This is a genomic window from Mesorhizobium sp. LNJC391B00 (assembly GCF_000502535.1).
In the GTDB taxonomy this organism is placed as follows: domain Bacteria; phylum Pseudomonadota; class Alphaproteobacteria; order Rhizobiales; family Rhizobiaceae; genus Mesorhizobium.
This window is the reverse complement of sequence record NZ_AYWI01000005.1, coordinates 77476-90667: the sequence shown is the minus strand read 5'-3', so window position 1 is coordinate 90667 and position 13192 is coordinate 77476. Positions and strand designations below refer to the sequence as shown.

Here is a 13192-nt window from a genome sequence, read left to right as displayed (position 1 = left end):
GCGCAACCAAGCGATTTGTGCGTCCGCCCAACATTACAAAACTTTCATGCTTCGGAAATGGCGCGGTAATGTGCGCCTCTCTATTTCTCTTGTCCGAGGATGCTCTGCCTGAGCCGCATCCAGTGAAAAGAGGATATGAGACCCATGACTATCGCCCCCAACCCATATTCCCGGACCCGCAAGCGCCTGTTGGCCGCCGCCGCTTCGCTGGCCATTGCCGGCGGCATCGGTTTCGGCGCCGTTGCCACTGGTACAGCTCCCGTTCTGGCCGATGCCGTGCGGGTCGAAGCGCCGCAGGTACCGGGCTTTGCCGACGTCGTCGAGCGCGTTTCGCCGGCCGTGGTCAGCGTCAAGGTCAAGGCCAAGATCGAGCCTGCCGCCGATGACGGCTCCGACCAGTCCGACGATCCGGACGGCATGAACAACCTGCCCGACAATCCGCAGCTGCGCCAGTTCTTCAAGCAATTCCGGGGCTTTGGCGATCAGAACGGCCAGGGCGGCGGCAATCGTCGCTTCAGCCACCGCGACCATAACAACGACCAGCCGCGTCCGGTAGCCCAGGGTTCGGGCTTCTTCATCTCCGATGACGGTTATCTCGTCACCAACAACCATGTCGTCGAGGAAGGCTCCGCCTTCACAGTGGTAATGAATGACGGCAAGGAGCTTGACGCCAAGCTGATCGGCACCGATCCGCGCACCGATCTGGCGGTGCTCAAGGTCGATGGCGTCGGCAAGTTCACCTATGTCGATTTCGCCGACGATTCCAAGGTTCGCGTCGGCGACTGGGTGGTGGCCGTCGGCAATCCGTTCGGCCTCGGCGGCACCGTCACCGCCGGCATCGTCTCGGCCCGTGGCCGTGATATCGGCGCCGGTCCCTACGACGACTTCATCCAGATCGACGCCTCGGTCAACCGCGGCAATTCGGGCGGCCCGACCTTCAACCTCAACGGCCAGGTCGTCGGCATCAACACCGCGATCTTCTCGCCGTCGGGCGGAAGCGTCGGCATCGCCTTCGACATTCCGGCCTCCACCGCCAAGCAGGTGGTGCAGGATCTGATGAAGAGCGGCTCGGTGCAGCGTGGCTGGCTCGGCGTCGAAATCCAGCCGGTTACATCGGACATCGCCGAATCGCTGGGCCTGAAGTCGCAGAACGGGGCTCTGGTTTCGGGCGCCCAGGACGGTGGCCCCGGCAAGAAGGCCGGCATCACCGCCGGTGACGTGATCACCCAGGTCGAAGGCAAGGACGTCGCATCGCCGAAGGAACTGGCTCGTCTGATCGGCGCGTACCCACCCGGCAAGTCGGTCGACGTCACGGTGTGGCGCGACGGCAAGAGCCAGACCATCAAGGTCGATCTCGGCACGTTGCCATCCACTGACAAGCAGGCCTCGGCCGACCCGCAGCAGCCCGCGGCACCGGCAAAGCCCGCCGCGCTGGCCGATCTCGGCCTCACCGTCACCAAGTCGGAAAACGGCAAGGGCCTGGTGGTGACCGATGTCGATCCCGACAGCGATGCCGCCGACCGCGGCATCCAGCCCGGCGATGTCATCACCTCGGTCAATTCGACGGAGGTGAACGGCACCGAAGACGTCGCCAAGGCGATGGCCGATGCGGTCAAGTCCGGCCGCAAGGCGGTGCTGATGCAGATCACCCGCGACGATTCAAACCGCTTCGTCGCGCTGCCAGTCGCCAAAGGCTGACATCACACAGTTTCCAGTGCGGCGGTTTCAACACCCCCGAGCCGCCGCACGGGAAGCAAGGGGCCGAACGCGTTAGTCAGTCATCGTGTTCTGCCCCCGGCGGCAGCGGGCCCCCATCGCCCGCTGCCGCTCTAACATCGAAGCATGTCGCCCAAAAGTGCACGGCGGTTTTTGCAAAACGACATGCTTGAACGAAAGCTTTTGCGCTTATGGCGGCCCCTCAATCTTCCGGCGAAATCGCGTATAACGGCTCTATGAAGATTCTCGTCATAGAAGACGATCGCGAGGCGGCCGACTATATGCAGAAGGCCTTTGCCGAGGCTGGGCACACCGCCCATGTCGCCGGCGACGGCGAAACCGGCTTTGCGCTGGCCGATGCCGGCGACTATGACGTGATGGTCGTCGACCGCATGATGCCACGCCGCGACGGGCTCTCCGTCATTGCCGGCCTGCGCTCGCGCGGCAACACCACGCCGGTGCTGATCCTGTCGGCGCTGGGCGAAGTCGATGACCGCGTCACCGGTCTGCGCGCCGGCGGGGACGACTATCTGACCAAGCCCTATGCCTTTTCCGAATTGCTCGCCCGCGTCGAGGTGCTGAACCGCCGCGCCAGCGCCAGGGAGGCCGAAACCGTCTACCGGGTCGGCGATCTCGAGCTTGACCGGCTGTCCCATTCGGTCAAGCGCGCGGCGCGCGAGATCACGCTACAGCCGCGCGAATTCCGCCTGCTCGAATATCTGATGCGCCATGCCGGCCAGGTGGTGACGCGCACCATGCTGCTCGAAAATGTCTGGGACTATCATTTCGATCCGCAGACCAACGTGATCGACGTTCACGTCTCGCGCCTGCGTGGCAAGATCGAGAAGGGTTTCGACAAGCCGATCCTGCATACGGTTCGCGGCGCCGGCTATATGCTGAAGAGCGGCTAGAGCATGATCCCAAAAAGTAGGTACCGGTTTTTGGAGAAGATCATGCTCCAACAAAGGGGTAGGTCATGATGAGATTTCAGCCAAATCTCATCATGAGCTAGAACTCGATGGCCCTTTCCCTGCCGGCCATCATGAGGACGACGGCGGCGCGGCTTTCAGCGCTTTATTTCCTGCTTTTCGCGCTATGTGCCGTGTTGCTGGTCTTCTACATGACGTCGTTGTCGGCCCGCATGCTGACCGGCCAGACCCAGCAGACCATCAATGACGAGGTGCTCGGCCTCGCCCGTGCCTATCAGAGCGGCGGCCTGCCGCGGCTGGTGCGCGTCGTCGAGCAGCGCTCGCGCCAGCCCGGCGCCAACCTCTATCTCATTGCCGATGTCAACGGCCAGATCCTCACCGGCAACGTGCAGAGCCTGGCACCGGGGGTGCTCGAGACCGATGGCTGGACGACCGAGCCCTTCTCCTATCGCCGTTTCGGCGAAGGTGAGCTTGAACGGCAGCGCAACCAGGCTTCTGACCCGAATGGCGCGCAGCCCGGCGAGACCGAAATTCAGTCCGAGGGCGAGAAGGGCCACAACGCCATCGCGCTGGTGCTGCGGCTGCCCAACCAGATGATCATGCTTGTCGGCCGCGATCTCGGCGAGCCCGAGCGCTTCCGCGCCGTCGTCCGCCGCGCGCTGATGCTGGCGCTGGGCATGATGGGCCTGGGCGGGCTGCTGATCTGGTTCCTTGTCGGCCGCGCCGCGCTGAAGCGCATCGACAGCGTCTCGGAGGCAAGCCGCCGCATCATGGGCGGCGATCTCACGGGACGGCTGCCGGTGACCGGCGCCGGCGACGAGTTCGACCGCCTGTCGGAAAACCTCAACACCATGCTGGCCAGGATCGCGACGCTGAACGAAGGGCTGAAGCAGGTCTCCGACAACATCGCGCATGATTTGAAGACGCCGCTGACCAGGCTGCGCAACCGCGCCGAGGCCACCCTTTCGGGCAAGCACAAAACCATCGATTACCGGCAGGCGCTCGAAGGCGCCATCGCCGAATCCGACCAGCTTATAAAAACCTTCAACGCCATCCTGATGATCTCCAGGCTGGAGGCCGGCTATTCCTCGGAGAGCACCAGCAAGGTCGATCTCGCCGCCGCAGTGCATGACGTTGTCGAGCTTTATGAGCCGGTGGCGGAGGAGGCTGGCGTGGTGCTTGAAACTGCCGCGGACGGGGATTTTTCCGTCGATGGCAACCGCGAGCTGATCGGCCAGGCGCTGTCGAACATCGTCGACAACGCCATCAAATACTCGACCGACGCGGCTGAAAAGCCCGCCGTGCGGGTGGCCCTGCAGCGTGTCGGTCATGAAATCCGGCTTTCCGTTGCCGACAATGGCCATGGCATCCCCGACGATGCCGACCGCGCCAGGGCGACCGAGCGCTTCGTGCGGCTGGAAAAGAGCCGCTCGCAGCCGGGATCAGGCCTTGGTCTCAGCCTCGCCAAGGCGATCATGACTTTTCACAGTGGCCGGCTTGAACTTCTGCCTGCCAATCCCGGATTGTCCGTTATCATGAGCTTCCCGGCGCGGGAGGACCATTGATGGCGGTGAGGATGGCTGCGAAACGGATCGAGACCGAATGGCGCCTGCAACTGGCGGCGCAGCTCGCGCCGCTGGATGAGGCCCGCGCCCGGCGTGAACTGTCGGAGATCGCTGGCGATGCCAAGGACGAGAACCTGTCGCGGCTGGCGAAATTCCTAGGGGGCAAGGGCGCCGCACAGGAGTTTCTCGCTGCCGTCTTCGACCTCTCGCCCTTCCTCCGCGATGTCGCGCGCCGCCGGCCGCAAATCCTCGACGCGCTGTTCGATGGCAGTGTCGAGGCTCGGCTGCTCGCCATCGCCGAAGCGATCGGCAAGGCCGCCTTTTCCGAGACCGTTTCCGAATCCAGCCTGATGATGGAACTCAGGCAGTGGAAGGGTGAAGCTCACTTCCTGATCGCACTTGCAGACCTCTCCGGCGAGGCCGATGCCGCGCTGACGGTAAGGCGCCTCAGCAATCTCGCCGATGCCTGCACCTGTGCGGCGGTCGACTTCCTGCTGCGCGAGGCGCACAGCCAAGGCAAGCTCAAATTGCCCGATCCCGAAAATCCGTCACGGCAATCCGGCTGGATCGTGCTCGGCATGGGCAAGCTTGGCGCGCATGAACTGAATTTCTCCTCCGACATCGACCTCGTCGTCTTCTTCGATCCGGATGCGCCGGCAATCGTCGATCCGCTCGACGCCACAGAGCTGTTTGCGCGCCTGACCCGCAGGCTGGTCCGCATCCTGCAGGACCGCACCGGGCACGGCTATGTCTTCCGCACCGATTTGAGGCTTCGTCCCGATCCAGGCTCGACGCCGCTGGCGATCCCGGTCGAGGCAGCACTTCGCTACTATGAGGCGCGCGGCCAGAACTGGGAGCGCGCCGCCATGATCAAGGCGCGTCCCGTGGCCGGCGATCTCGATGCCGGGGACGCGTTCCTGCGGGAATTGCAGCCCTATGTCTGGCGCAAATACATGGACTATGCGGCGATCGCCGACGTTCATTCGATCAAGCGCCAGATCCATGCCCACAAGGGTCATGGCGAGATCGCGGTCAAAGGACACAACGTCAAGCTCGGCCGCGGCGGCATTCGCGAAATCGAATTCTTCGTCCAGACCCAGCAACTGATCGCCGGCGGCCGTTTTCCGGAGCTGCGCGGGCGCGAGACGGTGCCGATGCTGGGTGCGCTGGCGGCGCGCAACTGGATCACCGCCGATGCACGCGACGCGCTCACGCAGCAATATTGGTTTCTGCGCCGCGTCGAACACGCCATCCAGATGGTCGCCGACGAGCAGACGCATATTCTGCCCGACGATGATGAAGGGCTGAAACGCATCGCCCATATGCTGGGCTTTGCCGATGCCGCCAGATTTGCCGAAACCTTTCGCGCGGCTTTGCATGAGGTCGAGCGCCATTACGCCGCGCTGTTCGAGACCGCGCCTGAATTGTCGGCCGGCGTCGGCAATCTGGTCTTCACCGGCGATGTCGACGATCCCGACACGCTGCAGACCTTGCACGGCCTTGGCTTCCAGCGGCCAAGCGACATCTGCCGCGTGATTCGAGGCTGGCATTTCGGCCGCTACCGCGTCACCCAGTCTGCGGAAGCGCGCGAGCGGCTGACCGAACTGACGCCGGCGCTGCTCAAAGCCTTCGGCCAGACGCGCCGGGCCGACGAGGCGCTGGTTCGCTTCGACGAATTCCTCGCCGGCCTGCCCGCCGGCATCCAGCTGTTTTCGCTGCTGCAGTCGAATCCCGCCCTGCTGAAACTAATGGCGACGATCATGGGCGCCGCGCCTCGGCTGGCGGCAATCATCACAAGGCGCCCGCATGTCTTCGACGGTCTGCTCGACCCGGCGCTGCTCGCCGAACTGCCCAACCGCGCCTATCTCTCAGCGCGGTTGGCCGCTTTCATCGATGGCGACAGGCCCTACGAGGATGTGCTTGACCGGCTGCGCATCTTTGCCTCCGAGCAGAAATTCCTGATCGGTGTCAGGCTGCTCGCCGGCTCGATCGACCCGGCGCGCGCCGGCCGCGCCTTTTCCGATCTCGCCGACCTCACCATCGACGCCGCATTGCAGGCGGTGACCACCGAATTCGCGCTGCGCCACGGCGGTATCGCCGGCGGCACGGTTTCGCTGCTCGGCATGGGTAAGCTCGGCAGCCGCGAATTGACGGCGGGTTCGGACGTCGACCTTATCCTGCTTTACGATCACGACCCGGATGCCGACGAGTCCGACGGCGACAAGCCGCTCGCACCGTCGCACTACTACACCAGGATGACGCAGCGGCTGATCGCGGCTGTCTCGGCGCCGACCGCCGAGGGCGTTCTCTACGAACTCGACCTGCGCTTGCGGCCATCCGGCAACAAGGGGCCGGTGGCGACCCATATCGACGCCTTCAAGAAATACCAGCGCCAGGAGGCCTGGACCTGGGAGCACATGGCTTTGGCAAGGGCTCGCGCCATCGGCGGTGACGCTGCCCTTTGCGCCGAGGTCGAGGCCGAGGTGGCGGCACTTCTGGCCTTGCCGCGCGACGCCGCCAAGGTGAGGGCGGAGGCATCCGAGATGCGCGCGCTGATCGAGAAGGAAAAATCGCCGCGCGATCTCTGGGACATCAAGCTCATCTCCGGCGGCCTCATCGACCTCGAATTCATCGCGCAGGTGGCGGTTATAACCGGGCAGGTCGAAGCCGGCCGCAGGGTGACCGCGACCGGCGAAATCCTGGCGCATCTGTCGCCGGATTTCGCCGAGGCTGACGTCAGGCAGCAGCTTTGCGAAGCCTACCAACTCTATCTGGCGCTGACCCAGATGACGCGGCTTTGCCTCACCGGTGCATTCGAACGCGATGACGTTCCGCCGGGATTGTCGGATCTGCTTCTGGCGGTGACTGACCTGCCGGATTTCGGTGTGCTGGAAGCACATCTCAAGGAAACGTCGCAAAAGGTCAGAAAGGATTTCAACCTTTTGCTTCGTACGAAACGGTCGTGAGGGCGTGAAGCGTTGGCGGCTGTTTCGGATCGCATCGGGGGTGACGATGCAACAGGAGATACCCATGAGAAAGACAACCGGACTTGCCCTTGCCTTTGTCGCGCTTGCCGGCGCCGTTGGCACCACCGCCTATGCCGAGAACAATGCCAGCGCCAGAATGCGCGAGGGCGCGATGATGCGCCTCGACAAGGCGATGAAGGATTCCAACGGCACCATCAGCTTCGACCAGTTTTCCGACGCCATGAACGCGCGGCTGAAGAAGCTGGTCGCCGATAATGGCGGCAAGCTGACAGTCGCCCAGCTCGCCGACGCGCTGGAGAAGGCGCGGTTCGAGGAAATGGCCAAGCGCATAGTTGCCCGCTACGACAGCAAGGGCGACGGCACGCTGACCACGGACGACATCACCGGGCGCGAGAAGAAGGTGTTCGCCATGCTCGACCGCAACAATGACGGCAAGATCGAGCGCAACGAACTGCCAAAGAAAGGCCGCATGGGCCGCCACCACCAATGGGACGGCGGCGACGACAGCATGGAGTGAAATGGCGATATGTCTCCGGCGGCGAAAGCCGCCGGAGCCCTTACATGACCGGGGCTACTCAGTCCTTGAACGCGGCGGAGAGCACCGCTCGCATTGGCGGGCCGTCAGGCCGCCGCCTTCACCGCCAGCGCCGGCTTCTTCACCGGAATGCGCACCGACACGATCGTGCCGACGCCTTCGGTCGAGCGGATTTTCAGCGCGCCGCCCTGCAGCTCGGCCAGCGAGCGCGAGATGGCAAGGCCGAGGCCGGAGCCGGCGTGGTTCTTCGAAAACTGGTTCTGCACCTGTTCGAAGGGGCGGCCAAGCTTGCTCAGTGCCTCCTTCGGAATGCCGCAGCCATTGTCCTCGATGGTCAGCACCAGCGCGCCTGACGTGTTGCGGGCGCGCACCGAGATATGGCCGCCCTGACCGGTGAACTTCACCGCATTCGACAGCAGATTGATGGCGATCTGCTTGATCGCCCGGCGGTCGGCGAACAGCGTCATCGTATCGGCGATGCGGGTTTCGACCGTGATCGATTTCTCCGCCGCCTGCAGCGAGATCACCCGCACCGTCTCGCGGATCAGCGGGCAGAGATCGATTTCCTCGCGGTCCACCGAGAATTGGCCGGCTTCGATCTTCGACATATCGAGTATGTCGTTGATGACGCCGAGCAGATATTTGCCGCTGCCGTTGATGTCGTTGGCATATTCCTCGTAGCGCGGCGAACCGAGCGGCCCGAACAGGCCTTGTTCCATCAGTTCGGAGAACCCGATGATGGCGTTGAGCGGCGTGCGCAGCTCGTGCGACATGTTGGCTAGGAATTCGGATTTGGCCCGATTGGCGGCCTCGGCGCGCTCGGTTTCCTTCATATATTCGCGGTTGAGCTCGACCAGTTCCTTGGCGCGCTCTTCCTCGGCCCGGCGGGCGAGGCTGAGGTCGTGGATGGTCGCCATCAGCCGGCGCTCGCTGTCGACCAGCTTTTCCTGGTGCAGCTTGATCTGGGTGATGTCGGAGCCGACGGAGACCGTGCCGCCGTCCCGGGTCCTCAGTTCGTTGACCTGCAGCCAGCGGCCGTCGGAGAGCTGCCGCTCGAAGGTTGCGCCCCCTTGCGGCCCGTTGGTGTTGGCCAGCCGCCGTTCAGAGGCGAAGGCCAGCATGCGCTCTTCAAGCACGGCGCGCGCAGCGCCCGGCATGACGTCGCGGTCCGACAGGCCGTTGTCCTTCTGGTATTTGGAATTGCACATGATCAGGCGCTGGGCGGCATCCCACAGCACGAAGGATTCGTTGATGTTTTCGATCGCGGTCCGCAGGCGCAGGTCGGCCGCCTCCGAGCGCAGCGCCAGATGCCGCTGCTCGGTGACGTCGACGGCAATGCCGATCAGCTGGATCTCAGGCGCTTCCGGGTCGATCACCTGGGCCCTGGCGCGCATCCACACCCACTGGCCGTCGGCGTGACGCATCCGGAACACCTGGTCGATATGGTCGATCTCGCGCTCGACGATTTTGTTGGCCAGCTCGAACAGGTCGCCGTCCTCGGGGTGGATGATGTCGTCGACCTCGCCGAACGACAGCATCGAGTTGCAGGGCTCGTAGCCCAGCATGTCGTACATCGAGCGCGACCAGTACATCTTGCCGCGCACCATGTCCCAGTCCCACAGGCCGCAGCGACCGCGAACCAGCGCCATGTCGATGCGCTGATGGGCTTCGAGATAGATGCGGTCGGCTGTCTGGGCGCGCGATGCCTGGCCGAAATAGGCGTAGAGGATGATGATCAGCACGCCGGCTGTCAGCACAAACAGCGTGACGTTGAGCGAGACGGTCTTGCGCCAGTTGTCGAACGCCGCTTCCTGCGGCACCAGCACGGCGGCGGCGTACTTGCGGTCCCGGGTCAGGCTCACCGCCGCGTACCAGTCCTGGCCGCCGATGCTGACATCCATGACCCCGGCGCGGTCGCCGAACATGAACAGCGGCTGGCCGTCCAGCACCAGGCTGTCCAGCGATCGCCCTTGCCAGCCGGTCGACAGCGGCGACACGGCAATGATCTTGAAGGCGCTGTCGGTGATCACAAGCACATGGCTTCTGCCCATGGCGCCCTGGCGGCTCGTGCTTTCCAGAAGATCAATTGCACCGCTGGATGCCGCGGTCGGGTCGGCCGAGATTGCGTTCGCCATCTGGCCGGCGGCGAGACCTAGCACCGCCTTGCCGTCGCGCTCGGCCTCGTCGCGCTCGTTCATCAGCGACAGCACGCGCAGTGCGGCGATGACGATCAGGAAGATGATGATGAGAGCCGGTATCGAACGGCGCAGAAGGGGTTCGGCAGCCAGGAGCCGCCGGTAGGCTGGTTCAGCGATGAGCCGCGTATTGCCGGCGAGGCCGTCGCCTCGCGCCTTGCGCCGCTCAAAAGCCGTCCCTTCGGGCGCGCCCCACGCGTCCGCCTTGGCCATAAATGGCACTCCCCGAATTTCCGTACGCTTGACGATTCGGCAACACCGCACATCCGAATCGTCTGTAAAGAATCAAAGGTGATTCGCCTTGTCCAGAGGCGCGGCCGAAAAACATTAAAAATTCATTGAAATAACGCTGAAATCCCTCCCCTTGAGGGGAGGGTGGCCCGAAGGGCCGGGTGGGGTCCTCGGCGAAGCGCTCGACTCTCTCAATCACGGTCGAAGTTGGTCGAGGTCGCGCACTGCCGCAACGACCCCACCCGTCCATCCGCCTTCGGCGGCTGTCCACCGTCCCCTCAAGGGGGAGGGATCAGGCCAGCGTTCGCTCCACAATGTCCCGCAAATCCGCCGACAGGTTCTCGGCACCGGCGATGGCCAGCAGCGCTTCCCTGGCCTTGGCTTGCCTGCCCGGCTCCAGCGAGCGCCACGAGCGCAGCGCTGTCGCCAGCCTGGCCGCCACTTGCGGATTGCGTTTTTCAACCTCGAGTACGGTCTGGGTAAAAAACCGGTAGCCTTCGCCATCGGCGCGGTGGAAGCCGGTCTGGTTGGCGCTGGCGAATGTGCCGACCAGCGAGCGCACCCGGTTCGGATTGGCCATCGAGAAAGCTGCGTGACCAGTCAGCTCGCGTACCGTGTCGACTGTCCGGGGTCCCGGCACGCTGGCCTGGATCTGGAACCATTTGTCCATGACCAGCGGATCGGCGCCATAACGGGCCTCGAAATCGGCCAGCGCCTTGATCGCCTCCGGCGAACCGTCATGGCGGTGCGCAAGGACGGTCAGCGCTGCGGCGCGGTCGGTCATGTTGGTCGCGGTTTCGAAATGCCGGGCGGCGAGCGCAGCACCTTTCGGCAGCAGCGAGAGGTAGTCGAGCAGGATGTTGCGCAGCGCGCGGCGTCCCGCACTTGCCGCGTCGGGGCTGAACGGCCCGTCGCCGGCGAGGCGGCCGTATAGGTCGGTGAACGTTTGCTGATTGGCGCGCGCGATTGCCAGCGCCAGTGCTTGGCGAGCGGCAAAGATGGCGTCGGGATCGATGTTCGTGCCGATGTCGCGGGCAATGTCGGCCTCGCCGGGAAGCGACAGCGCCAGCGCCCGGTAGGCAGGCTCCAGCGTCTCGTCGCCGGCGATCTTGCCGGCAAGTCCGGTCAGCCTGGCGGTGAAAACCGGTTTCGCGCCGCCGAGGATCTGGCGGAAGGCCGCTATCAGCGCATCGGTGAGCAGCGTGTTGAACGCCTGCCAGCGCGCGAAGGCATCTCTGTCATGGCCAGCGAGGAAGAACTGGTCGTCGGCCTTCTGCTCGACCGAAAGCGTGATCGGCGCCGAAAAGCCACGGTTCAGCGACACCGCCGGCCGCTCGGCGACGCCTGAGAAGCGCACCATGTGACGGCGCTTGCGGATGTGGATAACGCCGTCCTCGACGGTGGCTCCCTCGACGCCTTCATAGGCGACCGGCTCACCGCCCGCGCCGACCAAGCCGAAGGCGAGCGGAATGTGCATCAGGCGCTTGCGGCTCTCCGACGGTGTCGGTGGCACCGACTGCTCGATCTCGAGCGTAAACTCGCGCGTCGCCGGATTATGCGTCGAACTGACGGTCAGGTTCGGCGTGCCTGCCTGGTGATACCAGAGCGCGAACTGAGACAGGTCGCGCCCGGAGCCGTCCTCGAACACCTTCAGGAAGTCCTCGATCGTCGCGGCCTCGCCATCATGGCGCTCGAAATAGAGGTCCATGCCGGCGCGGAAAGCCTCGGCCCCGAGAATCGTGCGGATCATGCGCACGACTTCCGAGCCTTTTTCGTAGACCGTCGCCGTGTAGAAATTGTTGATCTCGCGGTAGCGGCGCGGCCGTACCGGATGCGCCAGCGGTCCCTGGTCCTCGGGGAACTGGTGCGCCCTGAGCGTGCGCACTTCGGCGATGCGCTTGACCGCACGCGAGCGCTGGTCGGCGGAGAATTCATGGTCGCGAAAGACCGTCAGCCCTTCCTTAAGGCAGAGCTGGAACCAGTCGCGGCAGGTGATCCTGTTGCCGGTCCAGTTGTGGAAATACTCATGCGCGATGATCGCCTCGATATTGGCGAAATCGGCGTCGGTGGCGGTTTCCCGGTCGGCCAGCACATACTTGTCGTTGAAGATATTGAGACCCTTGTTCTCCATGGCCCCCATGTTGAAGTCGGAAACGGCGACGATGTTGAAGACGTCGAGGTCGTATTCGCGGCCGAACGCCTGCTCGTCCCATTGCATCGAGCGCTTGAGCGCGTCCATGGCGTAGCCGGCAAGCCCCTCCTTGCCTGGCTCGACATAGATGCCGAGTTCGACCTCGCGCCCGGACATGGTGACGAAACTGTCCGCAACCTTGCCGAGATTGCCGGCCACCAGCGCAAACAGATAGGACGGCTTGGGGAAGGGGTCGTGCCAGACTGCAAAGTGCCAGCCGTCGGCAAGCGCGCCGCTTTCGACCGGATTGCCGTTGGAAAGCAACAGCGGCGCTTCGTCCAGCCTCGCCTCGATACGCACGGTATAGACCGACAGGATGTCGGGGCGGTCGAGGAAATAGGTGATGTGGCGAAAGCCCTCGGCCTCGCATTGCGTGCAATAGACATTGCTGGAGCGGTAGAGGCCCATCAGCGCCTCATTGCTGGCCGGCGCGATCTCGGTCTCGAGCAGCAGCTGGAAACGGGCCGGCGGCCTCAAAATGGTCAGCTGGTCCGGCGTGGCGAGATACTCGGCCGGGGCAAGCTCGCGACCGTCGATGGCAATGCGCTTGAGCACCAGCCCGTCGCCGTCCAGCACCAGCGACGTCGAGGCGGCGGCGCCATCGCGGCGTTCGATCGTCAGCACTGTGGTGACACGCGTTGCGTCTGGCGAAAGGCGGAAGGTGAGGCCGGTTTGCGGGATGGAAAAGTCGTTGGGGCGGTAGTCTTCGAGCTTGAAGACCTGGCCGGTATCGGTTCGCATTCCCTTGGGTTTCCCTGTCGCTATCGGAGCCGCTGACGTGTCCTGGCCCATTAAATCTAAAGTTGCGCGCTCTTTACACGAAACGGCCACTCGACAAAACTG

Annotated in this window: 7 protein-coding genes; 5 read left to right on the top strand and 2 right to left on the bottom strand. The window is 64.1% G+C overall.

All coding sequences use genetic code 11. The annotated features are described in order from the left end of the window. The first annotated feature begins 144 nt into the window (after positions 1-144). The 5 genes from X750_RS150880 to X750_RS150900 all read left to right on the top strand — a co-directional run bounded on the left by X750_RS150880 (position 145) and on the right by X750_RS150900 (position 7714). A complete protein-coding gene (locus X750_RS150880) occupies positions 145-1698 on the top strand; it encodes a Do family serine endopeptidase (RefSeq protein ID WP_023670184.1) in 1554 nt (517 codons plus the stop codon). 254 nt (positions 1699-1952) lie between these two features. Further along, a complete protein-coding gene (locus tag X750_RS150885) occupies positions 1953-2627 on the top strand; it encodes a response regulator transcription factor (protein WP_023670185.1) in 675 nt (224 codons plus the stop codon). A 107-nt stretch (positions 2628-2734) separates the two neighbouring features. Then, positions 2735-4210 carry a HAMP domain-containing sensor histidine kinase gene (locus tag X750_RS150890; RefSeq protein ID WP_023747488.1) on the top strand — a complete coding sequence of 492 codons (1476 nt, stop codon included), beginning with the start codon at positions 2735-2737 and terminating at the stop codon, positions 4208-4210. Continuing rightward, positions 4210-7176: a bifunctional [glutamine synthetase] adenylyltransferase/[glutamine synthetase]-adenylyl-L-tyrosine phosphorylase gene (locus X750_RS150895; RefSeq protein ID WP_031242861.1), complete on the top strand. Its 2967-nt coding sequence runs from the start codon at positions 4210-4212 to the stop codon at positions 7174-7176. The genes X750_RS150890 and X750_RS150895 overlap by 1 nt, the downstream gene beginning before the upstream one ends. 64 nt (positions 7177-7240) lie before the next feature. Further along, complete coding sequence (locus X750_RS150900; protein WP_023702181.1) at positions 7241-7714, top strand: hypothetical protein; 474 nt, start codon at positions 7241-7243, stop codon at positions 7712-7714. Between the two features lie 104 nt (positions 7715-7818). Here X750_RS150900 and X750_RS150905 read toward each other — a convergent pair whose 3' ends face one another. Continuing rightward, positions 7819-10140, bottom strand: coding sequence for a PAS domain-containing sensor histidine kinase (locus tag X750_RS150905; RefSeq protein WP_023702180.1), 2322 nt, complete (start codon positions 10138-10140; stop codon positions 7819-7821). 310 nt (positions 10141-10450) lie between these two features. After that, positions 10451-13090, bottom strand: a complete 2640-nt coding sequence (pepN, locus tag X750_RS150910; RefSeq protein ID WP_023747486.1) for an aminopeptidase N — start codon at positions 13088-13090, stop codon at positions 10451-10453. Between the last annotated feature and the right edge of the window lie 102 nt (positions 13091-13192).

Bases quoted from the DNA above. Each gene is read 5' to 3' on its own strand.
- X750_RS150885 (WP_023670185.1), top strand. From the start codon at position 1,953: ATGAAGATTCTCGTCATAGAAGACGATCGCGAGGCGGCCGACTATATG.
- X750_RS150890 (WP_023747488.1), top strand. From the start codon at position 2,735: ATGGCCCTTTCCCTGCCGGCCATCATGAGGACGACGGCGGCGCGGCTT.
- pepN (WP_023747486.1), bottom strand. From the start codon at position 13,090: ATGCGAACCGATACCGGCCAGGTCTTCAAGCTCGAAGACTACCGCCCC.
- X750_RS150895 (WP_031242861.1), top strand. From the start codon at position 4,210: ATGGCGGTGAGGATGGCTGCGAAACGGATCGAGACCGAATGGCGCCTG.
- X750_RS150900 (WP_023702181.1), top strand. From the start codon at position 7,241: ATGAGAAAGACAACCGGACTTGCCCTTGCCTTTGTCGCGCTTGCCGGC.
- X750_RS150880 (WP_023670184.1), top strand. From the start codon at position 145: ATGACTATCGCCCCCAACCCATATTCCCGGACCCGCAAGCGCCTGTTG.
- X750_RS150905 (WP_023702180.1), bottom strand. From the start codon at position 10,140: ATGGCCAAGGCGGACGCGTGGGGCGCGCCCGAAGGGACGGCTTTTGAG.